Source organism: Marinobacter lacisalsi (assembly GCF_042651045.1).
Taxonomy (GTDB): Bacteria; Pseudomonadota; Gammaproteobacteria; order Pseudomonadales; family Oleiphilaceae; genus Marinobacter; species Marinobacter lacisalsi.
This window is the reverse complement of sequence record NZ_JBHSDI010000001.1, coordinates 679,318-703,429: the sequence shown is the minus strand read 5'-3', so window position 1 is coordinate 703,429 and position 24,112 is coordinate 679,318. Positions and strand designations below refer to the sequence as shown.

At 60.3% G+C, this 24,112-nt stretch carries 14 protein-coding genes; 3 read left to right on the top strand and 11 right to left on the bottom strand.

What is annotated here, in order from left to right; all coding sequences use genetic code 11:
- Positions 1 to 99: 99 nt before the first annotated feature.
- The 5 genes from ACFOZ5_RS03195 to ACFOZ5_RS03175 all read right to left on the bottom strand — a co-directional run bounded on the left by ACFOZ5_RS03195 (position 100) and on the right by ACFOZ5_RS03175 (position 6,213).
- Entirely contained in the window at positions 100 to 1,608 is a 1,509-nt protein-coding gene (locus ACFOZ5_RS03195) for a methyl-accepting chemotaxis protein (RefSeq protein WP_379885423.1), read from the bottom strand.
- A 162-nt stretch (positions 1,609 to 1,770) separates the two neighbouring features.
- Complete coding sequence (locus ACFOZ5_RS03190) at positions 1,771 to 2,979, bottom strand: EAL and HDOD domain-containing protein (RefSeq protein ID WP_379885370.1); 1,209 nt, start codon at positions 2,977 to 2,979, stop codon at positions 1,771 to 1,773.
- Positions 2,980 to 3,381: a response regulator gene (locus tag ACFOZ5_RS03185; RefSeq protein WP_379885369.1), complete on the bottom strand. Its 402-nt coding sequence runs from the start codon at positions 3,379 to 3,381 to the stop codon at positions 2,980 to 2,982.
- A gap of 4 nt (positions 3,382 to 3,385) precedes the next feature.
- A complete protein-coding gene (locus ACFOZ5_RS03180) occupies positions 3,386 to 4,516 on the bottom strand; it encodes a response regulator (RefSeq protein ID WP_379885368.1) in 1,131 nt (376 codons plus the stop codon).
- Complete coding sequence (locus ACFOZ5_RS03175) at positions 4,513 to 6,213, bottom strand: diguanylate cyclase (RefSeq protein WP_379885367.1); 1,701 nt, start codon at positions 6,211 to 6,213, stop codon at positions 4,513 to 4,515. Before ACFOZ5_RS03175 ends, ACFOZ5_RS03180 begins: the two co-directional genes overlap by 4 nt.
- A 98-nt stretch (positions 6,214 to 6,311) precedes the next feature.
- On the opposite strand from ACFOZ5_RS03175, the gene ACFOZ5_RS03170 reads away from it, so the two are divergent.
- Both ACFOZ5_RS03170 and ACFOZ5_RS03165 read left to right on the top strand, forming a co-directional pair.
- Complete coding sequence (locus ACFOZ5_RS03170) at positions 6,312 to 8,105, top strand: ATP-binding protein (RefSeq protein WP_379885366.1); 1,794 nt, start codon at positions 6,312 to 6,314, stop codon at positions 8,103 to 8,105.
- Complete coding sequence (locus ACFOZ5_RS03165) at positions 8,089 to 10,920, top strand: PAS domain-containing protein (RefSeq protein ID WP_379885365.1); 2,832 nt, start codon at positions 8,089 to 8,091, stop codon at positions 10,918 to 10,920. Before ACFOZ5_RS03170 ends, ACFOZ5_RS03165 begins: the two co-directional genes overlap by 17 nt.
- Positions 10,921 to 10,944: 24 nt before the next feature.
- On the opposite strand, the gene ACFOZ5_RS03160 is transcribed toward ACFOZ5_RS03165, so the two are convergent.
- The 4 genes from ACFOZ5_RS03160 to acnA all read right to left on the bottom strand — a co-directional run bounded on the left by ACFOZ5_RS03160 (position 10,945) and on the right by acnA (position 15,463).
- A complete protein-coding gene (locus ACFOZ5_RS03160) occupies positions 10,945 to 11,859 on the bottom strand; it encodes a lysine exporter LysO family protein (protein ID WP_379885364.1) in 915 nt (304 codons plus the stop codon).
- A gap of 36 nt (positions 11,860 to 11,895) precedes the next feature.
- Positions 11,896 to 12,267, bottom strand: coding sequence for a PA4575 family protein (locus ACFOZ5_RS03155; protein WP_379885363.1), 372 nt, complete (start codon positions 12,265 to 12,267; stop codon positions 11,896 to 11,898).
- 7 nt (positions 12,268 to 12,274) lie between these two features.
- Positions 12,275 to 12,595 (bottom strand): DUF2288 domain-containing protein, encoded by a 321-nt coding sequence (locus ACFOZ5_RS03150; protein WP_379885362.1) that lies wholly within the window; start codon positions 12,593 to 12,595, stop codon positions 12,275 to 12,277.
- Positions 12,596 to 12,700: 105 nt separating this feature from the next.
- Positions 12,701 to 15,463, bottom strand: a complete 2,763-nt coding sequence (gene acnA, locus ACFOZ5_RS03145; RefSeq protein WP_379885361.1) for an aconitate hydratase AcnA — start codon at positions 15,461 to 15,463, stop codon at positions 12,701 to 12,703.
- Positions 15,464 to 15,757: 294 nt separating this feature from the next.
- On the opposite strand from acnA, the gene ACFOZ5_RS03140 reads away from it, so the two are divergent.
- Positions 15,758 to 20,743, top strand: coding sequence for a diguanylate cyclase (locus tag ACFOZ5_RS03140; RefSeq protein ID WP_379885360.1), 4,986 nt, complete (start codon positions 15,758 to 15,760; stop codon positions 20,741 to 20,743).
- Between the two features lie 252 nt (positions 20,744 to 20,995).
- Here ACFOZ5_RS03140 and ACFOZ5_RS03135 read toward each other — a convergent pair whose 3' ends face one another.
- Positions 20,996 to 23,071, bottom strand: a complete 2,076-nt coding sequence (locus ACFOZ5_RS03135; RefSeq protein WP_379885359.1) for a TonB-dependent receptor family protein — start codon at positions 23,069 to 23,071, stop codon at positions 20,996 to 20,998.
- Positions 23,072 to 23,229: 158 nt separating this feature from the next.
- The gene (locus ACFOZ5_RS03130) at positions 23,230 to 24,066 is read right to left on the bottom strand and encodes an alpha/beta fold hydrolase (protein ID WP_379885357.1); all 837 of its coding nucleotides are present in this window, start codon (positions 24,064 to 24,066) and stop codon (positions 23,230 to 23,232) included.
- Positions 24,067 to 24,112 lie beyond the last annotated feature (46 nt).

Genomic DNA, 24,112 nt, shown 5'->3' with positions numbered 1-24,112 from the left:
AGACCGGGGACCTGGTGCGTTCTGCGTTCATGCTCAGGCCTGCTGGGAGACGCGCCCTTCCCCGCTTTGGTATACGCGCGCAATCCAACAGGCAGGCACCTATGACACCCGATAACCGCTCACCAGCCCATTCATCTGACTGACCACCGTTTCCAGCCCGACCGCAAGCTGACGGACCTCATCGGCCTGCTCCAGCACTTCCCGGTTCCGGCCCGCGACACCCTGGACACTGGCGTTCATCTGGGCGGACGCAGTGGCCTGTTGCTCCGCTGCGGAAGCAATCTGGTAGTTGCGATTGGACACTTCGCCCAGTTGGCGACCTACGTTGTCCATGGCCTCGCCCGCTTGCCGGATAGCAGTGGTGGTTTCCCGGGACCGGGCCTGCCCACCGTCAATCGATTGCAGGGCGGCCGTGGCACCACGGGACAAGGTGTCGATGGTCTCGCGGATCTCGCTGGTGAAGGCCTGGGTGCGGCGGGAGAGATTTCTCACCTCATCGGCCACCACGGCGAACCCACGACCATGGTCTCCGGCACGGGCCGCCTCGATAGCTGCATTCAGTGCCAGCAGGTTGGTCTGCTCCGAGATATCATCAATGGAACCGATCACCTGGCTGATGGAGGCCACGTTATCGGCCAGCGAGCGGACTGCGCCGGCGGACACCTCCAGGGCGGAATCCGTGGTCTCGGTCAGGCTGATCGCCTCAGCGACACGGGCCTTGCCGTGATCTGCGGAGCGCTCCGCAGACTCGGAGGCTTCCGACGTCTGCTGGGCGCTCTGTGCCACTTCGTGGACCGTTGCCGACATCTGTTCCGTCGCCGAGGCAGCCTGGTCCAGGTCGGAGCTCTGGCGGTCTATAATGCTCTTGGCGCGGTCGCTGCTTCTGGTCAGCGCGCTGGCACTGTTCTCAAGCTGACCCGCCAGGCCGGCAGCCTGCCGCACCAGCGCCGAAAACTGCTCCAGCAGGCTGTTGAAGGCGCCGGCAGAAGCCTCGCCGTTATCGTCCAGGCGGCCGGACAGGTCCTGTTCACCGTTAAAGCTGGCCACCAGATCCATCATGCCGTCCGCCACCTTTCTCTCCTGCCCCAGGCGCAGTGCAAAGAACGTCAGGATCGAGGCTTCGAACACCACAAAGGCCGCATGCAGGAAGGCAATGCCCCAACTGCAATTGTGACTGAAGACCATCACCCGCATATCCCCAATACCCGCATCAGTCATCTGCAGGCCGGTCAGCGCCATGTGATGCACGGCAATAAACGCAGCCCCCACCAACACCGGCAGCCAATCCCGGTAGATTATGACCAGCGCCAGTGCCGCGAAGATATGGAAGTGCATCTCGATCTGGCCCAGCCGGGCCTGGATCATGATCGCTGAGAAGGCCATCAGCGCCACCGCAACCACTACTGAAAAGCTACGACTGCCACGCAGTGCTGCGTAGCCGAACAGCACCAGAGCACCAAGCAGCACGCTGGCGGTCAATGCAAAGCCATGACTATCGAAACCCAGGGGTATGAGCAACCCCACCACCGGCACATGGGCCAGCAGAATCCACAGCATCTGACGATCTGTCTTGAGGGTTTGCAGGTGGGTGTAGTTGTTTTCCAGCATCAAGCGACGACTCCGACTTGGCATGCCAGACTGGCAAACCTGTTTCTGGACGTTTTACACGGGCTGGACCTTGCGGTCTGTAGGCATATTACGAAAAAGAAAGGTTTGTGGATCCACGTCGGAGGGCGGGCGTATTCCACAGCGGTCGAAAGCCGGGCGGGGTCAGAACCGGTCCAGTTCCCGGATGATTCGCTGGACCCGGTTAGCAGCCTGCCGATATAACTTCAGCAGGCGCGGATCCCAGCTATCCAGATCCCGCCCCATGGCCACGTCGTGCTCCATGGTCACCGCCAGTTTCAGCAGTCGCCCCAGGCTTCCCTTGCGATGCAATACAGCCTTGCGAACGTCATGCTCCAGATCCAGATGAGTAATGAATTCCTGCACCGGCACCCCGAGCATGACTTCCGTGCCTGACAGCAACCCGGTGAGAAAGGCCTTGTCCGGTGCCGGACCATTGACCCTGACCCGCTCGGCCAGGCCTTCGCACACGTGAGCGCGCACCAGCACCACCCGTGCCTGCTCGGTATTAACCATCTGCAGGGAGCTGAGCAGCGTCGCCCAGTGCCTGAGGTTGGTAATGCCCAGCCGGATAACCACCTCGCGAATCGAGGAGATCTTGCCCTGACCACGGTAAAGGGGGCTGTTCACAATGCGGATCAGATTCAGTGACAACTCCGGATCGGCCGACAGGATGGCCGTCAGCTCGCTCACCTCCGGGTCAGGCCGGTAGAGCACCGCCAGCAGCTGAGTCAGACGCAGGCCGGAGGGCGACAGCTTCTGGCCCGATATGAGCCGGGGTCGCGCCATGAAGTAGCCCTGAAACAGATCAAAGCCCATGTCCATGTAGCGGTCACGGGTGACCTGATCCTCCACCCGTTCCGCCAGCCAGAGCACGTTCAGGTGAGCCAGCGACTGCTGGTGCCCGGCCACCTCCTCCGGCGTAAACTGGGTGACATCCACCTTGATAACCGAAGCCATCGGCAACAGCGGTGCCCAGCTGGGCTGGAAGGCAAAATCGTCCAGGGCAAAGCGGAAGCCCTGGTCATACCAGTGCTCAACCGCTGCCACCAGGTCCGGGGTGGGGTCGATGCGCTCGACCAGCTCAATCATGACCATGTCCGGGTCCACCGGCAGGACCAGCCCCGACAGCAGCAGATCGGAAGAAACGTTGATGTACGCCAGGGCATTGTAATGAGCGGCGTGATCAGTGATGCCGGCGCAGAAGTTGAACAGCACCTCGCTGGTGGCCCGGTGTTCGCCCACGGCAAGCGCACTCTCACCGGCATCGTTGCGGAAGAGTAGCTCTACCCCCTGCATCTGGCTGTCACGGTCGTAGATTGGCTGGGCTGCGAGAAGTGTCTGGGAAGCCATTCAGCCTCCCGGCTGCGTGGCCAGAATGTCCCGTATCTGCCCGGCCAGTGTCATCGGGTCGAAGGGCTTGGGGATCACACCGATAACTCCCAGGGACAGGTATTCCTCTATCTCGTCGGGTTGCAGGCGGGCGGTCATGAAAATCACCGGAGTACCGTCCATGCACGGGTGCTGTTTCAGTGCCTGGAAGGTTTCCGGCCCGTTCATGCCCGGCATCATGACATCCAGCAACACCAGCTCCGGCCTGAGGTCGCCCACAATCGCCAGGGCATCGGAACCACCGGCGCAGAGCTCCACCTCGAAGCCACCGACATCCCTCAGCGCTAGTTCCGCGATGGCGCGAATGTCCGGGTCATCCTCGATGCAAAGAACCTTCAAGCCTGACAGCGTGCTGTTGTCCAACGTGTCACTCCCCGTTTACATCCAGACCGATTCGCCTCAGCAACCGGTGGTACTCTTCGTCTTCCGCCGGTATATCTTTTGGCACGAGGGTGGCAGCGCGCATGATCAGCAAATCCTCACGCACGGTGCCCGGCGGCAACATATGCACCGCCCCAATCATTTCGCGCAAGCCCAGAGGCAACCGCCACTGTACCTTCAGCGCATTGCCATATCGCTGCGCCCATTCAGCCAGTGCACGCCCGGCCTCCCCCTCGCCCAGCTCGCCGCCACGAAGACGGAACTGGTTCAACACACTCAGTACCGACAACTCGCCTATCCGACTCAAAAGACCCGCCTTATAGAACTGCGCAGGAGACTTTCCAAGCCGTTTGGCAAACGACTCGGCGTGCCCGGCCACATCCAGCGACTGGTCCCGGTAGTGTGTCATCAACTGCTTGAGCCCTGCATCCGACGTCTGGCCTGACACGTCAAGTGAAAGCGCGAGGGCCTGCTGGAGGGCCAGGTGTACCCCCATCAGGTTGATCGCCTCCTGTAATGTGTCCATCGGCTTGCCCGTACGCCGGAATGCGCTGCTGTTGGCGATTTCTGTCAATCGTATGGTTAACGCGGTTTCCTTGCGCCACTCAGCCGCCAGCTCGGCAGACGAGAGCTCGTCCTCGCTATTCATCAGGGCCAGTATCTTCGCCGGATCAACGTCCGAGGCCAGTTGCAGCCCGCCCTGGCTGAGGGACGTTGCCAGCAGGTCACCGATCGCAGGGGGACCTTCATCAGCCCCCGGTTTCAGAAGCCCCTTAAGACGCTGATGGACGGTTTCAACATCAAAGGGTTTGGTTATGTATCCACTGATGCCATGGTGGGCGGCATTGAGAACCGAGTTACGGTCGGCCCGCGCGGATACGATGACGATGGGTACCTTGCTGTCGGCCAGACGGACCTTGCGAACCAGGGTCAGGCCGGAGCCGTCCGGAAGATTCCAGTCCACAAGGAACAGGTCAAAACGGGAGCGATATGCATAGTCCTCGGCATCAGCCAGCCGGCCGGCGACACACACCATGGCCCCCGGATAGAGGCCCACAACAATGGTCTGTAACAGCTCAGCAACAAGCTCATCGTCTTCCAGCACCAACGCTCTCACGGCTCCTCCTGGCCCGCACCCTGTTGAGGTGAGAAAACGGTCACACCGTTACGTCCTGCCCGTTTCTGCTGGTACAGCGCCTGGTCCGCCGCTTCCAGCGCCTCGTCACCGTGGGTGAAGTCATTCAGACTGGCCACCCCCGCGCTCAGCGTTACACTGAAGGACTCATCGTTAGTACCGAAGAAGGAGAGTTCCGCAAAACTGCGGCCAATATCCTCGATGACACGCCGTGCCTGTCCGGCATCGCATCCCGGGAGCACCACCAGGAACTCCTCGCCACCATAACGTCCTATGACGTCTGTTTCCCGGAGGCGGTTCTTCAGCAGGTTCGACAGGGCTTTAATCACCTTGTCGCCGCAGCCATGCCCCCAGGTATCGTTTACCTGTTTGAAATGATCAAGATCGATCATGGCGACGCTGGAGCTGTGCCCCAGCCGCCGGCAATTGGCCAGCTCCATCTGCGCCTGCTGTTTAATCAGGGCGTGCTTGAACAAGCCGGTCAGACTGTCACGGTTCATTAACTCGGACAGCTGGCGGGCACGACGGCATCGAAGCAGGACAGAGCGCACCAGGTAACCATCAGACACCGGCTTTACCAGAAATTCGTCGGCGCCCTCGGACATGGCCGCCAGCTGGTTTTCCGGATCGTCCTCGGACGAGAGGTAAACGATGGGCAGGCTCAGCCACCGGGGTTCGAAGCGAATCAGCCTTGCCAGGGTGATACCGGACATCCCTTCAAGCTGGACATCCATAAGGACGATATCCGGCCGGAAGTCCGCAAGTTCCCCGATCAGGTTCCGGAAGCTTTGAACAAGGCGTACCACGACCCCCGCCGACTCAAGTACCAGCCGATAGTGCTCGGCCAGGTCAGGATCATCTTCCACCATAAGTACACGGCCGGACGCCGGTTGTTTGCGCTCCGAGACAAGACGTTCCACTGAGTCCGCCAGGCGTGGGAAATCCAGCGGCTCGGCAAAGAAACCCTCGGCCCCCGTCGCCGCCGCCCAGTAACGCTTTTCAAAGGAATCGTCCCGCGACAGGCACAGCAGAGGCAGTTGCCGACCTGTCACACCGAGACGACGGCATTCAGCGGCAACCTGCTCCAATTGTTCATCGTCAACGACACACACACTGGCTACCCGGGACGACTCCTTTATCCATCTTTCCAGCGAAGAGGATGCCACCGATACCTGAATGCACTGGAAACCATACAACGCCAGTCCGTCCACCAGATCCCGTGAGACTCTGGCCTGTTCCTGGCACACCAGGACTCTCACCTGCATGCCCTGCGAGACGATTCCCGCGTCCGCTGACGGTTGATCGAGTGGTGCAGCTGGAGTCTGCTGATCCCTGAGAAGCTCCGAAAGCGCCATGACGCCACTCACAAACATCGGTTCGAGGGCTTCTCTGACAGAGCCGGCACAACCACCTTGCTCATCATCTTCCAGGTAAGGCTTCAACGACTTTTCGAGCGACCTGGCCGCTTCACCCAGATCCGCCAGACCAAAGGTACCGGCGGAGCCCGCCAGACGGTGCAACAGACTGTAGGCCTCCGACAACTCCGCTTCGGTGAGCCCCACCCGGCGCATCTTCTCCGCCTGTTGCGACAGATAAAGGACCTCCTCCCTGGCCCGAACCAGAAACCTGTCTCTTAACGCAGCCAGACTGGCCTGTATATCAGTGGCACTCAATCTCATGCCCTCGACTGTACAATTTCAAACAAACACTGACGGTTTCCGTCCGCTATCATGAAACCACGTTTAGTTGTAACTCGCCACAGCCGAGAGGTTGCCCTTTGAAAAAACTGACCCTGGGCGGTCGTATTGCCCTGATTACCGTGGGAACCAGCCTGCTATCCCTTGCCATCATCCTGGTCATCGCCTATCAACAACTGGTTTCAGATTTTGAAGATGTGCTGACCGAACGGCAGCGGGTGGAAGCTGAACGTTACGCTATTGAGGTGAATCAGGCCCTTGAACTGCGGCTGCAGTCGCTGGAAGGACTGGCTTTCCAGATGACGGACGGCAAGCGGCTGCTGCCCAAAGAGGAACTGCAGGCAGTTCTTGAGCGCCAGTCATCGCTTGCTCCCTATTTCAGGGCCGGCCTGCTGGTGTTTGATGAGAACGCGGTTGCGGTGGCTGAGAACCGTTTTGTGCCCGGTCGTCTGGGCACCGGTTACTCCGATCGACAGCACTTTCGCAAAGCAATGAAACAGAAGACAGCGGTCATCAGCCGGCCGATTGTCGGAAGAACGACAGGACTGCCCCTGCTGTCGTTTCTGTCGCCCATCTGGAGTGAAGACGACCGTGTGGTGGGCTACGTCGGCGGCATCGTCAACCTGCAGGACTCCAGCATCCTGCCTCAGCCGTCGATCGACAATGCCGGTGTCATCTTCAATGTACTGGATACCGAGTCGTTCATACTGGTGGATTCCCTGGAATCCGACCCTCCAATGCCGCCGTTGCCACCCCCCGGAGAAAGCCCGCTGATCGATGCCGCCCTGTCCGGCATAAAATCCGGCGTGGTCAAGGATCGTTCCGGCAAACGCTGGGTTTACGCCACCGAGGACCTCCAGCGCGTGGGCTGGAAGTTTCTTCGGGCCGTGCCCTACGAGGATGTGACCCAGCCGGCCAGGGCATCATTTACTCAATTCCTCACCATCAGCATGGCCAGCATGCTGCTGATCACCTTTCTGGCCGTGGCTCTCTCCCGTGCCACTACCGAGCCCCTCAGGAAAATCGCCGCCCGCATGCGGGAGATGACCGAAGCCCCTTCCAGCAAAGGTCGTCTGCCAGAATTCGGGGCTCCTGAAATCCGTGATGTTGTGCTGGCGTTCAACCGCCTGACTGAAGAGCGGGAAGCGCTTGATAATATGAAGGATCAGTTCGTATCCACGGTCAGCCATGAGCTGAGAACGCCTTTGACGTCCATCAGCGGTTCACTGAAGCTCCTGCAGGGAGGTGTTACCGGCGAACTGCCTGCAAAGGCCCGTTCCCTGATCGATGTCGCCATGCGTAACAGCGACCAGCTCCAGCAGTTGATCTCCGACCTGCTTGACTTCAACAAGGCCATTGCTGGCCAGATGGCACTCAACATTCAGACCGTTAACGCGAAAAACATCCTTGAGCAGGCGTGTCAGGCCAACCGGACGACGGCCAAAACCCGCTCCATCGATCTGTTTGTCGAGGCCAAGCCTTCGCTGGCACTGCGGGCGGATCCCCACCGGCTGCGACAGATTCTGGACAACCTTATCAGCAACGCCCTGAAGTTCTCGCCGGAGATGTCCCGGGTCAGGGTGACCGCCACAAGGTCACCCCATCACACCGTTCGCCTCACGGTGTCCGATCAGGGCGAAGGTGTGCCTGAATGGTTCCTGCCACGGCTGTTTCAGCGTTTTGCCCAGGCCGAGCATCATTCGGAACGGGCCTATGCCGGCACGGGCCTGGGGCTTGCCATCTGCCGGGAGCTGGCCACCCTGATGAGGGGCAAAGTCGGCTACCATTACGACAAAGGCGCCCAATTCTGGGTGGAGTTGCCTGAAGCAACCGCAAGCACTGCAAACGGAGAGGGTGATGAAAGCGCCCGATAACCCTGTCCACGAACAGGCCCGGCTTACCGCACTGAAGGCAACCGGATTACTGGACACCGAGCCAGAGGAACGCTTTGACCGGCTGACCCGTATGGCAGTCCGGTTTTTCGATGTCCCCATCGCCCTGGTCACACTGGTGGACTCGAATCGACAGTGGTTCAAATCCTGTCAGGGCCTGGACGTGAGTGAAACCCCCAGGGAGATATCATTCTGCGGCCATGCCATTCTCAAGACGGGGCTGTTCATCATAGAAGATGCCACTCTGGATGACAGGTTCAATGATAACCCCCTGGTCACGGGTGCCCCCTATATCCGGTTCTACGCCGGGGCGCCGCTGCTGTCCTCGGACGGCCACCGGCTCGGCACGCTATGCCTCATTGATTCCAGGCCCCGGCAACTGGACCCGATGCAACAGGAATTTCTCCGGGATCTGGCCAATAGCGTGTCCCACGAAATTCAGCTACACCGGAATCAGGACGTTTTTGATGATCTGGTGAAACGGGAGCGCCGCGCCCAGGCCATCATTGAGGGGACGCAGGTGGGCACCTGGGAATGGGACGTTCAGACCGGCGAAACGGTCTTCAATGAACGCTGGGCCAACATCTGCGGCTACACCCTGGCGGAGCTGCAGCCCGTGGACATTCAGACCTGGCTCGACCTGGCCCATCCTGATGATCTTGCCGAATCGGAACAACGTCTGGATGCACACTTCGCGGGGGCAGCCGCGGAATACGACTACCGCTGCAGAATGCGCCACAAGGATGGCCACTGGGTCTGGGTCCACGATCGTGGAAAGGTACTGGAATGGACCACTGAAGGCCTGCCTCGGAAGATGTATGGTACCCATGCGGACATAACCCGTGAAATGGACAACGTTCATCGCATGGAGCAACAGAACCAGGCCCTTGCCACACTCAACGACCTGGCCCTGGACCAGGTCTCACCGGCAGAAGAGAAACTCGGCAAGGCACTGAAACTCGGTGCAGGATTTCTCAGGATGCCAACCGCGATCCTGAGCGAAATCCTGGGCGGAACCTATACCATCAAGGGCTTTCACGCACCCGACAACTCGGGGCTGTTCGTTGGCCAGACCTTCCCGTTTGAAGAAACCTACTGCAACCTGATGCTTCAGGGAAGAGGCTACCTGGCGATCGAGCACATGGCCCGGTCTTCCTATCGTGACCACGCCTGCTACCAAGCCTTCGGCCTGGAAAGCTATATCGCCGCACCGATACGTACCCGAAACGGCCCGTACGGCACCATCAACTTTTCATCCACCACGCCGCGGGCCGAAGGGTTCACCGAAACCGAGATCACCTTTGTAACCCTGCTCGCCGAATGGGTGGCCGGTGTACTGGACGAACAGCTGACCACCCAGACCCTGAGCAAGCTGGTCGAGAACATCCCTGGCACCCTGTATCAATATCGTCGCTGGCAGGGCGGCACCTCTGCTTTCCCCTACGCCAGTCCCGGGATAGCGAATATTTTTGGCGTCAGCCCGCAAGACGTTGAAAGCGATGCTTCAGCAGCCTTCGATGCCATACACCCGCAAGACCTGGAGCCAGTCAGCGAGTCCATAGAACTCTCCGCCAACCAGTTGACGCTATGGTTTCAGCAGTACCGAGTCAGAAGCGGCGATGGCTGGCGCTGGATAGAGGGAAGAGCCACTCCGGAAAGGCTGGCGGATGGCAGTACCATGTGGCATGGCTACATCACCGATATCGATGACCGCAAAAGGGCGCAGCTGCTCATTCAGGACAGCGAGGAGCAGCTGCGCAGACTGTTTGAGCTATCTCCCATCGGCATTGCATTGACGGATTTCGAATCGGGGAGAATCCTGGACGTGAATGACGCGCTTCTGCAACCCACAGGATTCAGCCGCTCGGAATTTATGGCCCTCTCCACGGAAGACCTGCTTCCTGATCGGCATCGTCAATTACGCAAAACTTCGATTCAGGAACTGAAAACAAACTGGCGTTTTGGTCCCTACGAATGCGAAATCGCTGGGGCAAAAGGAAGCCACTTCCCTGCGGTTGTCCAGGGCATGTTGATTTCCAGCGCCTCTGATCGACCCCTTGTTTGGACACTGGTGGAGGATATATCGGAGCGCAAGAAAGTCGACCGCATGAAGAGCGAATTCATTTCCACCGTGAGCCATGAACTTCGCACACCGCTGACGTCGATCTCAGGCTCTCTGTCCCTGGTTGCCAACGAGGTCCTGGGGGAACTTCCGGACCGCGTCCGGGAACTGGTGAGCATTGCTGCGCGCAACAGTGATCAGTTGCGACGCCTGATTGATGACCTTCTGGATATGGAAAAGCTGCTCTCGGGGCAAATGACGTTTGTGCCCCGGCCCCACTGCATTGAAACACTCACCAGGGAGACCCTGGAGCAGCTGGAAACCTATGCACTGGACAAGCAGGTTGCGGTTACCCTGATGGTGTCTGATCCCGATATCGAGGCGACGGTTGACGGCCAGCGTTTACAGCAGGCCCTGAGCAATCTGTTCTCCAACGCCATCAAATTCTCGCCGACAGAGGGCGAGGTGGCAGTCACCATCACCGCCACCTCGACGGCGGTCACGGTTGACGTGTCCGATCAGGGGCCGGGCATCCCCGATGAATTCCGTTCGCGGATCTTCCAGAAATTCGCCCAGGCCGACGGGTCAATGAACCGGAGCCAGGGGGGTACCGGCCTGGGGCTGGCCATCACCCGGGAGATCATGCTGCAGATGGGCGGCGAGGTCGGTTTCGAATCTACCCCCGGTCATGGTGCCCGCTTCTGGCTGACCTTTCCCAGAGTACCAGTTGCCTGATTCGCCGACCTTCGGCAACCGGGCTCAGTGACCGCCGAGTGACAGAAAGACGCCCATCAGGACGGGGGATATAAACGACAGGATAAATCCGGATGCAATAGCGACGGGCACGCAATCCAGTCCGCCGCTGCTGCGGATCACCGGCAGAGTGAAATCCATGGCCGTGGCGCCACCATAACCGATGGCCACGGCCGGACGGCGGAGTATGACTACCGGTATCAGCGCCAGGGCGATAATTTCACGAATCACATCATTGAGGAAGGCCACACCGCCCCAGGCCGGCCCCAGGGCATCGCCGATCACGATACCGGACAATGAGTACCAGCCGAATCCGGAGCTCAGCGCCAGCGACTGGAACAGCGGCACCTGCAGCAGGGGCGCCAGCAGCAGGCCGGCCAACAATGAGCTTGCCGCCAGGGTAACGGCAACGCCCAACCCCTGGCGGTTCAGCAGCAACCGGCGCAGCGACAGGCCGGCGTTTCGCAGTTGCAGGCCAATCAGGAACAGCAACAGCATCAGCGACCAGGTGGCCAGATCCTCCACCCAGGGCATTGCCGGCAGCAGAAACCAGCCGGCCAGCAGGCCCACCAGCACCGACGCCAGGGGCTTGACCGCCGCCAGGAACAGGCGGCGGTAACTGGTGACGCCCCCCTGTCCCCCAGTGTCGATTACCATGGGTTGCCAACGGTGCCAGAGCCAGAGCCCGGCCGCATTCAGAATCAGCAGGCCCACCACCAGCACCCCGACCTGAATCGCCATGGCCGACAGTTGCTGCCCAAGCCCTTCCATCTGCCCCAGCCCCACTCCCAGCAGGGCGAGAATAAAATAGACCAGCGCGTCAACGCCGTGATGGACCAGGGTCAGCAGGGAACGGTGAGTCAGCGTGATGGCAAAACCCAGAAACAATGGCACCAGGATCAGCAGGGCATCAGCCAGCACAACTACCTCTCAGGGAATGAAACTAATGGAAAGGGATCAGAGCGTCGGTTCGAACCGCTCCGGGTCGAACACATACTTGCCTTCATTGGCCTCCGCCCTCTGGCGAAGGTCCCGGGCCAGCCGCTGGGCCCGTACCGTCCACTGGGCAGGCTCATCCCGGTGGGGCTCATAACCCCGTTCCAGCAGATTGCCGGTCAGTACCCGCAGGGCAGAGGCGGCACGGTCCTGGTCCCGGTAGGGACCCTGACAGCGGGTGATGTCCGGATGACCTTCCAGTTCCCCGGCCAGGGCGACCAGCGACCACACCCCGCTATCAACTTTCTTGATATGCAACTCCACGCGACGTCCGGCCCGCCAGAGAACCAGCGTATGCAGGGGCGCGCGACCATGGAAGTAATGGAGTTTCATGGCAGGCTCAGTGCAGTTTCTGGTCGTCGCGGTCCTGGACCAGCACCCAGGGAGCCACCACCACCGCCCAGAGCTCGGCCTCGCGGTCATACCAGGCACGGGCAACATCGGGACTGACATCACCCACCAGATCCTGACTCATCCACTCCTGGAAAGAGGCCTTGTTGTCGGCGGTCAGTTCAGCGGCTACGTCCAGCAGATCCAGATCCGGTGACACACGTACTACATGGCCGCGGGCATAGTAGGTCTGCAGTTCACGCCAGGCAATACGGGAGGTTTCCAGGTTGAGCCTGGCCTTGATTTCATCGCGGGATTGGGGGGATGACATGCACGTCCTCGGGAACACATTCGGTTTCAGCCAAGAGCGTCGCATGAAAGCCCGCCGGCGGCAAGTGCACCGCCGGCGGTTGCTGGATTACAGCAGGCACCAGTCCTATGATGCCTGCCTGATCATTTCCCGCACCACATAGTGCAGGATACCGCCGTGGCGGAAGTACACCGCCTCGTTGGCCGTATCGATGCGGGACTTGAGGTCGCAGGTTTCGGTGGAGCCGTCCTTGTAGGTGACCGTCATCTTCAGGGTCTGGCCGGGTTCGATATCGCCCGCCAGCCCCTCGATGCTGATGGTTTCCTCACCGGTCAGCTTCAGGCTCTTGCGGTCCACCCCTTCCGCGAACTGCAGGGGCATCACGCCCATACCGATCAGGTTGGAGCGGTGGATGCGCTCGTAGGACTCAGCCACCACGGCCCTTACACCCAGCAGGCGGGTACCCTTGGCGGCCCAGTCACGGCTCGAGCCGGTACCGTATTCCTTGCCGGCGATGACCACCAGAGGCGTGCCCTTTTCCTGGTACTTCATGGCCGCATCGTAAATGGCCATCTGCTCACCGGTGGGCACGAATTTGGTGAAGCCGCCTTCCACACCGTCCAGCATCTCGTTGCGGATACGGACGTTGGCGAAGGTGCCGCGCATCATCACTTCGTGGTTGCCCCGGCGGGAACCGTAGGAATTGAAGTCTTTCGGATCCACCCCGCGTTCCTGCAGGTACTTGCCGGCAGGGCTGTCAGCCTTGAAGGACCCGGCGGGAGAGATATGGTCGGTGGTTACCGAATCCCCCAGCAGGGCGAGGATATTGGCGTCACGGACGTCCTCAATGGCATCAGGCTCCGGGCCAAGGCCTTCGAAGAAGGGCGGATGCTGGATGTAGGTGGACTTGTCTGACCACTCATACACCTTGCTCTCCGGTACTTTGATGGACCGCCAGGTTTCGTCGCCGTCGAACACTTCCGCGTATTCCTTGCGGAACATGTCGGTTTTCACTTTTTCCACGGCTTCGGCGATTTCCTGCTGGCTGGGCCACAGGTCCTTCAGATAAACCGGGTTGCCATCTTTATCGGTGCCCAGAGGATCCTTGGTGAGATCCACCCGCACGTTGCCCGCCAGGGCATAGGCAACCACCAGCGGCGGTGATGCCAGCCAGTTGGTCCTGACCAGTGGATGTACCCGGCCCTCGAAGTTCCGGTTGCCCGAGAGTACCGACGCCACGGTCAGGTCACCATCGCTGACGGCCTTTTCGACGGCCTCCGGCAGAGGGCCGGAGTTCCCGATACAGGTGGTACAACCGTAACCCACCAGGTTGAAGCCCAGCTTGTCCAGATCCTCCTGGAAACCACCCACCTTGAGGTAGTCAGTCACCACCTTGGAACCCGGTGCCAGGGAGGTCTTCACCCAGGGTTTGGTGTTCAACCCTTTTGCCACCGCTTTCTGGGCGATCAGGCCAGCGGCCATCATCACACTGGGGTTGGAGGTATTGGTACAGGAGGTAATGGCCGCAATAACCACGGCCCCCGGATCAAGACGAGCCGTTTCGCCGTTCAGGGTCAGGGGCTGGCTGGCGTGGTGCTCGTAGCTGTCTTCCACACCCACGGCGGTCTGTCCGCCTTCCGATTCCAGTTTTTCCTCACGGAGCTGATTGGGGCCCTCGGCGGTTTCCATGACCAGCTCGAAAGCGGACTTCATATCGGTCAGGGGCACCCGGTCCTGGGGCCGCTTGGGGCCCGCCAGGCTGGCGACCACGTCGCCCATGTCCAGCTCCAGGGTGTCGCTGTAGATCGGCTCGTGGCCAGGCTCACACCACAACCCCTGGGCCTTGGCATAGGCCTTGACCAGCTCCAGCTGGTGATCGTCGCGACCGGTGAGCTTCATGTAGGTCAGGGTCTGCTCGTCCACCGGGAAGAAGCCGCAGGTGGCGCCGTATTCCGGTGCCATGTTGGCAATGGTAGCCCGGTCGGCCACTGGCATGTCCTTGAGGCCATCGCCGTAGAACTCGACGAACTTGCCCACCACGCCCTTCTTGCGCAGCATTTCAGTAACCGTCAGCACCAGATCGGTGGCGGTAATGCCTTCACGCAGCTTGCCGGTAACCTTGAAGCCGACCACTTCCGGAATCAGCATCGACACTGGCTGCCCCAGCATGGCGGCTTCCGCCTCGATACCACCAACACCCCAGCCGAGGATGCCCAGGCCGTTGATCATGGTGGTGTGGGAGTCGGTGCCCACCAGGGTGTCCGGATAGGCAAAGGTCTTGCCGCCCTGCTCTTTCTGCCACACGGTCTTGCCCAGGTATTCCAGGTTCACCTGGTGACAGATACCGGTACCCGGCGGCACCACGCGGAAATTATCGAACGCCTGCTGGCCCCAGCGCAGGAACTCATAGCGCTCCTGGTTGCGCTCCATCTCGATGGTGACGTTGTCCTTGAAGGACGAGGCGTCGCCGAAGTTGTCCACCATCACCGAGTGGTCGATGACCAGGTCCACCGGCGACAGGGGGTTGATCAGGGCGGGATCCTTGCCTGCCTTCTTGACCGCCTCCCGCATCGCTGCCAGGTCCACCACGCCGGGCACACCGGTAAAGTCCTGCATCAGCACCCGTGCGGGGCGGAACTGGATCTCGGTGTCGGAGCGGCGGTCTTTCAGCCATTGCGCCATGGCGTCCAGATGCTTCTTCTCAACGGTGACCCCGTCTTCGAACCGAAGCAGGTTCTCGGTCAGCACCTTGAGGGAAAAGGGCATCCGGTCGATGTCACCCAGTGCTTTCCCGGCCTTGGGTAGGCTGTAGTAGTGGTAGGTCTTGCCGTCCACATCCAGGGTGGAGAGGGTGTTGAAACTGTCGTCGCTGATACCGTCGTTCGACATTGACTGCCTCCTGATTGGTAATCTTCAGATGCGTGAAGGCTTGCTAAGGTATCCGGAAACCCCCGATACCCTCAGAATTGACTATTATTCTCGGGAGTGTGCCCGGAAATTATCGTATGGAGAAATCTCTATTAACTATTGCACCAATTGACAGGACTTCAACCCCGATACCCAAGAGGCCATTTTTGTGTCGGGGTAGACATTACAGGCGCATAACAATACGTTACCTTTGTATACATGTTTGGGTGCGGAATAAGCATATAATAATCAAGCCCTAACAGGAGTCTTTCCACAATGGCGGCTACCAGCAACGCCCCTGTTCAGTCAGCCGAAGCGCCGGCAGGTTATCGGCTGCTCGAAAAAATCGCCGAAGGCGGCGCTACGTTGATCTACCGGGGCATCCGGGAGAGCGACCAGCAAAGCGTTGTCATCAAGACCCTCAGGGCCGACCAGGCGACCCGCGAAAACATCGCCATGCTCCAGCATGAGGCAGACATCCTGTCGGGCCTTACCGGCAACAACATCATTGGTCTTATCGAGCAAAGCAGCATACGTGACCTCCCCTCACTGGTGCTGGAAGACACCGGAGGCCAGTCGCTGGATCAGCTGACCACCCACCGCCGTATTCCCCTGAAGGCCTGCGTGGGCATCGGCATTGCCGTGGCCAAGGCGCTGAAAGATGTGCATAACGGCGGGGTCGTCCACAAGGACGTCAATCCGGCCAATATTGTTGTCAACCCCAAGACCAACACGATTCGCCTGGTGGACTTTGGCATTGCCTCGAAGTACAGCACTGAACAGGCGACCATGATGTCGCCCAGCACCGTGCCAGGCACACCGGGGTATATGTCGCCGGAACAAACGGGACGAATGAATCGGCTGGTGGACTACCGCTCTGATTTCTACTCCCTGGGAGCCACCCTCTATGAACTGGTGACCGGGCGGCCCCTGTTTTCGGCGAAAGAGCCCATCGAGTGGTTCCACTGCCACATTGCCCGGACGCCGACGGCGCCGGCCGACGTCAACAGCAGCATTCCACGGGTGTTGTCCGACCTGATCATGAAGCTTCTGGCCAAGACTGCGGAACAGCGCTACCAGAGCGCCACCGGTCTGCTCCATGACCTGCGGGAATGTTACGCCCAGCTCAATACCAGTGCCGCCATCCAGGACTTCCAACTGGGCACCCGGGACGTGCCGGACCACTTCCGGATTCCACAGAAGCTGTATGGGCGGGAGAAGGAGGTCGGTCAGTTGCTGCAGGCCTTTGAGGCCGCCTATGACCAGGTATCCCTGGCGCTGGTAGCCGGGCGTTCCGGCATTGGCAAGAGTAGCCTGATCAACGAACTGCACAAACCCGTGACCGCCCGTCGCGGCTACTTTATCGTCGGCAAGTTCGACCTGGTTCACCGTGATATTCCCTACAGTGGCCTGGCGGTGGCCCTGCGCGACCTGGTTCAGCAGATTCTTACCGAGAGCAACGAGCGGCTGGCCGAGTGGAAGCTCAAGCTGGAGCAGGCCCTGGGGCCCAACGGCGCCCTGATGACCGAGATGCTGCCGGAACTCAAGCTGATCATGGGTGAGCAGCCAAGCGTGGCCGCCGTGGCCCCCATGGAGTCCGAGCAACGTTTTCGGCTGACGCTGTTCAACTTCATCCGGGTTTTCAGCTGTGCGGATCATCCCCTGGTGCTGGTGCTGGACGATTTGCAGTGGGCTGACAGCAGCACCATGCGCCTGGCCGACCTGCTGGTGGACCAGGTGGAGGGTGACCGGCTGATGGTGGTGGGCGCTTACCGGGACAATGAGATCACGCCCGACCACCCGCTGATCCAGACCCTGCAGCAGATGCAGGGCACCGACGTTTTCCTGACCCATATCACCCTGAAACCGCTGGAAATACCCGATATCTGCCGGTTGCTGGCCGACACCCTGCTGAGCACCAGCTCGGAAGTGGAGCCGCTGGCCAGGGTCATCCACCAGAAGACCGAGGGCAACCCTTTCTTTGTGGAGGAGTTCCTCAAGGATCAGCACGTCCGGGGCCATATCAAGGCCGACCCCGACACCGGCAAGTGGGTCTGGGACATCGCGCAACTGACCCAACAGCAGATGACCGACAATGTGGCGGGGCTGATGACCCGTAAGCTGGACAGGCTGCCGGAAGAAAGCCTGAGGTTGTTGCGCCTCGCCTCATGTGCCGGCAACCAGTTTTCCCTGTCGGTCCTGTCAATGATTGCGGAAATGTCACCGGCCAAGGTGGCGAAAGCCCTGCGCATACCCGTTGAGGAGGGGCTGATCACCCCGATCAGCGATACCTACCAGCTGACCGAACTGCAACAGGACACCGACCCCGGCAGGCTGACGGTTCGCTTTGCGTTCAACCATGACCGTATCCAGGAAACCGCCTACAACCTGGTGGACCAGGATACCCGGCAGGCCGCACACCTGGAGATTGGCCGGCAACTCCTGCGCAATCTGAACGCGGTGGAGCGCAAGGAGGGTCTGTTCGCCATCGTTACCCACCTGAACCTGGCCGTCAATCTGATTACCGACGATCAGGAAAAGCGCGAGCTGTGCCGTCTGAACCTGGAAGCCGGCCATCGGGCCCGCCAGGCGGCCTCCTACCCGATTGCCTACAGCCATTTCCAGCGAGCTATCCTGCTACTGGGTGACCAGCCGTGGGATAACGACTATGCGCTGGCCCTGAGCGCCTTCTCCGCCGCAGCGGAAGCCGCTGCCTTCGTTGGTGACCAACGGGCCCTGAAAACTTTCCTGGCATCCGGCCTGACCAACGCCCGGGATCTGCTGAGCCGGGTGGCCTTCCATGAGATTGAAATCGGACACCTGATTACGCAGGGAGAACTGCCAAAAGCCATCGATACCGCGCTACCACTGTTGAAGGAGCTGGGGCACCCCTATCCGCGGCACCCCCGCAAGTGGTATGTCACGATGCGTTTCCTGCGTCTGCGCAGCCAGCTCAAATCCATGAACCTTGACACCATCAAGGAAATACCGGACATGACGTCACCCGAGCACCGGGCCGCGATGCGGATCGGCGCCAGTATCGGCAGCGCGAGCATGTTTGCCGAGCCTCTGCTAATGCCGCTGATGTGCATCAACGGGGCGGAGATCGCCCTTCGTCATGGACACACACCTGAGACCACCACCACGTTCTCGATCCTCGGGATGATGTTTGCCCAGTTAATGAACGAACCCGACACCGGCATTGCCCTGGGTCGGCTGAGCCTGGAACTGAGCGAACGCTTCAACAGCCGGCGGGGACGCGCCCACCATCTCTACGGTTCGCTCATACAGCACTGGAAGGAGCCTGTGCAGAATACTTACGACAATCTTCGCCTGGCAGCCCGTTACTGCATGGAAAACGGCGATTTCGAATACGCCGGCCATGCCTCCAATATTCTCGAAGACAATATGTTCAGTGGCGGGGAGGAGCTATCAAAGGTCGAGCACCTCTGCCGTCATCACCTCGCCGAGTTCCGCGCCCTGCATATGGGAGCTTTGTTGCATCATCATGAGGTCCGCCTGCAGATGATCTGTAATCTGCGGGGTCAAAGCAAACATCCTGCACGGCTGGTGGGAGAGCACTACGATATCGAGAAAATGCTGCCACAGCATCAAGCCGCCAGAGATCTGTCCCTGGTCGATCACGTGACAGCCAGGGCGGTATTACTCAGCTACCTGTTTAACGGCGATGGCAATCCGCATGGCATCCAGGCTGCCGGCAGACACGAACTGAGTGCCGAATCCGGCGCCGATGGTTTCTTTGGCAGCAGGGCGACACAAGTCACCTATATTCTGGTGTCGCTACGATCCTCCGGCAAGGCCCGGACCAGAACGGAGCGCAGGCAGATGCTGGCGCGGGCACGAAAGGGCATACGACGCCTGGAGAAGCGTCTAAAAACAGACACCTATAACGTTCCCAACAAGTACTTTCTGTGTAAGGCTGAACTGCTTCGGGTCCAGGGCAGAGAATTCGACGCCCACGACGCGTTCGACAGGGCCATCGAGCTGGCCAGTGAACATGGTTTCCCGGGTGAACAGGCCCTGGCCTGTGAACTGTGCGGCACCATGCACATGCAGTCCGGGCGTACCACCATCGCCATGCCCTACCTCGCCAGGGCCAGAGACCTGTATCGTCGCTGGGGGGCCAACGCCAAGGTCGACCAACTGGAGCAGCTGTATCCTGACCTCGCCCGAGAGCAGCAATCGACCACGATGGCCGGCACCCGCGCGATGGTCATGCAGGAAGTGGACATGACGTCACTGATGAAAGCCCTGCGGGCCATCGCGGACGAGCAGATTCACAGCCGTATGGTGGAAGCCATCATCAATATCGCCATTGAATTTGCCGGTGCCCAGCGCGGCATCCTGGCCCTGCGGGATGCTGATGGAAAACTGCGTATTGAAGCGGAGGCTTCAGTGGATGCGGATGAAACGGTGATCCTGCAGTCGGTGCCCCTGGACCAGTGTGAGACGGTCTCCCAAACGACGGTGAATTACGTCAGCCGCACCCAGGAGAGCGTGGTCGTGGCTGATGCCCTGGCGGTCAACAGTTCGGTACCGGGGCTGGATCACGAGGAGTACATTCTGCGGGAACGGGTGCGGTCCATCCTTTGCCTGCCCATCGCTATCGGCAAGGGCAACGACCGGGCACTGACAGGTCTTTTGTACCTGGAAAACAATCATATCAGCAACTGTTTCACCGAAGCCCGGATCGGTGCGCTGGAGATCATTTCCGTGGCAGCGGCGGGGCGGTTGGAGCTGTCCCGTAAGGCCACAGTGGATGGCCTCACCAATCTGTTCAACCACGACTATTTCCAGAACATGCTGCGCCAGGAGCTGGCCGGCGTGGTGCGTTATGGTCGGGAGATGTCGCTGTTGCTGATTGATATCGACCACTTCAAGCACTTCAACGACACCTGGGGCCACCAGCTCGGGGACCAGGTACTGCGGGAAGTATCGGATCTGATCCGGGAGAACTCCCGCGAGAACGATACCGCCGCCCGCTATGGGGGTGAGGAGATGGTGGTGATCCTGCCCGGAGCGGGTCAGGATGAGGCCGCTGTGGTGGCAGAGCGTATCCGTATCGCGATTGCGAAGCATCAGGTGCGGATGGACGATGAGGTACTGAGTGTGACCGTCAGCATGGGCTTATCGACCGCCGGGCCTGCTGATGCGGATCCGGAGAAGCTGGTCAAGCGGGCGGATACGGCACTTTACAAGTCCAAGGCCAATGGGCGGAATCAGCTTACTTTGGCTGATTGATCTGCGTTTCAGACGTCAGACTTGGCGGGCTGGCTTGAGGGATGGTGGGGTCTTTCTTCGCCGCAATTCAGGGGCCGTCCCTGGCGCCCGCCTTGCTCCGGGCCGGTCCGGCCAACCATCATAGATGGTCGGCGTTCGCCTGCGCACGAAGCTGCGCTTCGTATACGCTTGTCTCACCCCTGGCCCTGCTACGAAAACACGCCCCACCCCAGATACCGTCAGACTTGGTTGCCGCTTTCCTGTCGCCGGACACTAGAATCCAACTTTAACGCCGGCATAAAACGTTCGTCCCGGAGCCGGTTCATAGTAACGATCATAGCTGGCGTTAATGCGTACGTTCTCGTAGTAATCCTCGTCGAACAGGTTGCGGATGCCGCCGTAGAGATCCACGGTGGTGTCACGCCCCACCCGCCAGCTTTCACCGCCTTTCAGATCGAACCGCCAGTGGCTGTCCACCTCTTCGGTATTGGCGTCGTCGGCATAGAAATCCCCTACGTAGTGAGTACCCACTTCCACGAAGCGTCCGCCCAGGCCCTGCCAGGCCACAGCACCGTTCCACAGGGTTTGTGGCAGGCCGGGCAGGTCGTTGCCGGCATAATCATCGCCGCCGTCGGTGGTGTAACGGTCGAAGCGGTAGCGGGCCAGGGTCAGGCTGCTACGGGCTTCCCAGGCCGGCAGGAAGGGGTAGCGGACAGCGGCTTCCAGTCCGTCACGTGAGGTGCGACCGGCATTACGGTAGAAAGTGCGACCGCCGCCGGAGATTTCAAAGGGAATCAATTCGTCGTCCACGTTGACAGAAAACAGGGCCAGGTCGTATTCCAGGCCCATGTCGAACAGGCCCCGTGCACCCACTTCATAATTCCAGGCCTGCTGGGGTTCGATATCGGGGTTGAAGCCGCCCCGGCCATCGGGGCGCGCAAATTCGGTGAAGGTGGGGGTTTCGAAGGCATTACCAACGGTAGCGTACCACTGGTGCGCAGGCCGGTACTGGTAGCTGAGGCCCAGACTGCCAGACCATTCCCGGAAGGTGCGGTCGCCGCTGTCGTCGGTGCCGTCCGCCAGGAAGTCGTCGTTAATTTCCATGGTAACCCGATCATGCCGCAGGCCGGCGCTTAACGCGAGCTCGTCGGTCAGTGACCACTCACCCTGGGCGAAAACCCCGGTACTCTGGGCCTGCTGGAATTCATCCCCAGTGGTGCCGGTGACCTGGCCGTCGGCACTGACCGAACGACGGCCCCGGTCATCTTCCTGCCAGCCAAGGTCCATGCCGATCACCCAGTGAAGCGGCCGGCCTGTCAGCACGGAGCTGCGACTGTATTCCAGGCTGCCGCCATAGTAGTCCCGCTGGTAATTGATCAGGCTGGAGCCGGGAAATGGCAACTGCTGCTCGAAATCGCGCCAGCTATAGAACACCGTGGCATCCAGCGCACCTCCGCCGAAGCTCTGATCGCGGTAGTGTGTGCCCACCAACTGCTGGTCCACGGTCTGGCCGGAATCCAGCCTCTTTGCTATGTCACGGGCCTGCCGTGGGTCGTCCTCGGCGGCCTCGCGGGTCAGGCCGCTGAGGTCTTCGGCTTTCGGGGTGTCGAGCAGGTTGAGAAGTACCGTCAGGGAGCGCTGGTCATCCAACTGGTAACCCAGCTTGCCGTTGAACAGGTACTTTTCCACCTCGCTCTGCTCCCGGTAACCCTCCGAATGCAGGGCTGAGGCGCTGGCCGCATAGAACCAGTCACCCTGCTGACCACCAGCACGAACACCCAGCTGTCTCAGGCCGTAGCTGCCGGCCTGGAGGTCGATAATGGGGGATTGCCGCATGCGGCGACCATCGGCCGTGGTGATGTCGATGACGCCACCGGCGGCATTGCCATAAAGTACCGACGAAGGCCCGCGAATCACTTCGATCTGGTCGGCACTGGCCAGATCCACCGCGTCAATCTGGGCCTGCCCGTCCGGCAGAGTGTAGGGAATGCCATCCACCCGGATATGAAGCCCACGAATACCGAAAGGTGCCCGTGCCCCGAAGCCCCGGCTGGAGATGCGCTGGCCCTGGGCATAATTTTCCCGGTTCTGCAGGTAGAGGCCGGGCACGAATTCCAGGGATTCGTCCAGATGGATACGCTGCTGCCCCTGCTGGATGTCCCGCTGCCTGACAACGGTCACCGCAGCCGGCGTATTATAGATATCCCGGGACAGGCGCGGCGCCGTAACGATGATATCCGGCAGGGCTTCTGCCGCAGCTGGTGTATCCTGCTGCCCGGCAACACCGCCACTCCAGGCCAGCGCCACCAGGATCACCGGCACCGCTCCGTGCGTTTTTCTGCCCTGCATACCCTTCCCCCACCTGTCTGTTTGGTCCTGAGCCTACTGTGCCTGGATGAGCATCCGACCGGTTCACTGCCCGGTCGGAAACACCCGAAGAAAGGTACAAGAATACCAGCTCAGGTCAACGTCGTTGGGTGGACCTTGGCGACAGAACAGGATTCTGGCTATGACAGGAAGCTGTCCACGTCCCGGGCAAAGCGCTGGTGATGCTGGAACAGAAAGCCATGGCCGGATGCGGGGTATATCGTGCACAGACCATCGGGCAACGCCTCCACCGCAGCGTAGGAAGCATAGGCATGCACCATGATGTCATGAACGCCATTGGCCATGAAAACGGGTTGCCGGATATGGCCCAGACGGGACCTGACCTCACTGCTCGCCGCAAAGGTCTGTATGGCCTGAAACTGGGCCCCTACCGAGGCGACATTTACCGGAGGCAGCGGTGCTTCGGTTCTCTGGCCCAATCTTGCCAGGTGTGCCCTGCCCGCTGCCCTGCCGTCTTCGGTGTCCGGGAAGAACAGGTAGAGAAAGTCGTCATCGGTATTCACCGGCTTGCCTGCCACTTCCCACACCCTGGCCGGAGCGGGCCTGGAGCCTTCAATGCCGCCAGGTGTAGAGCCAGCCACGATTACCCGGCGCACCAGCCCCGGATACTCCAGTGCCAGTGACAAAGCGACCATTCCACCCATCGACCAGCCCAGCACATCCACCTCGTCGGCCCGGGAAAGTATAAAGCGGCTGGCGATCGCTGCCATTTCCGCGATGCTGGCCGGGGTCTTCCCGCCAGAGGCTCCCACGCCGGCACTGTCGAAAACGATCACCTGCCGATGCTCCGCCAGCAAATCCAGCAACGCGGGATCCCATTCATCCATGGTGGCACGGAACCGGTGGCACAGGACCAATGGGGGTTTATTCCCCGTCTGACCGAGCACGCGGAAGGCGATGTTTGCACCGTCAATATCCACCCAGCGGGTCTTTGCGGTATTGGCTGAATTCTCCATGGCTTTCTCCCAAATCAATCAGGTTTGGTGTTTCGGTGGTACCGGG

Bases quoted from the DNA above. Each gene is read 5' to 3' on its own strand.
- ACFOZ5_RS03195 (WP_379885423.1), bottom strand. From the start codon at position 1,608: ATGCTGGAAAACAACTACACCCACCTGCAAACCCTCAAGACAGATCGT.
- ACFOZ5_RS03190 (WP_379885370.1), bottom strand. From the start codon at position 2,979: ATGGCTTCCCAGACACTTCTCGCAGCCCAGCCAATCTACGACCGTGAC.
- ACFOZ5_RS03175 (WP_379885367.1), bottom strand. From the start codon at position 6,213: ATGAGATTGAGTGCCACTGATATACAGGCCAGTCTGGCTGCGTTAAGA.
- ACFOZ5_RS03165 (WP_379885365.1), top strand. From the start codon at position 8,089: ATGAAAGCGCCCGATAACCCTGTCCACGAACAGGCCCGGCTTACCGCA.
- ACFOZ5_RS03155 (WP_379885363.1), bottom strand. From the start codon at position 12,267: ATGAAACTCCATTACTTCCATGGTCGCGCGCCCCTGCATACGCTGGTT.
- ACFOZ5_RS03150 (WP_379885362.1), bottom strand. From the start codon at position 12,595: ATGTCATCCCCCCAATCCCGCGATGAAATCAAGGCCAGGCTCAACCTG.
- acnA (WP_379885361.1), bottom strand. From the start codon at position 15,463: ATGTCGAACGACGGTATCAGCGACGACAGTTTCAACACCCTCTCCACC.
- ACFOZ5_RS03140 (WP_379885360.1), top strand. From the start codon at position 15,758: ATGGCGGCTACCAGCAACGCCCCTGTTCAGTCAGCCGAAGCGCCGGCA.
- ACFOZ5_RS03135 (WP_379885359.1), bottom strand. From the start codon at position 23,071: ATGCAGGGCAGAAAAACGCACGGAGCGGTGCCGGTGATCCTGGTGGCG.
- ACFOZ5_RS03130 (WP_379885357.1), bottom strand. From the start codon at position 24,066: ATGGAGAATTCAGCCAATACCGCAAAGACCCGCTGGGTGGATATTGAC.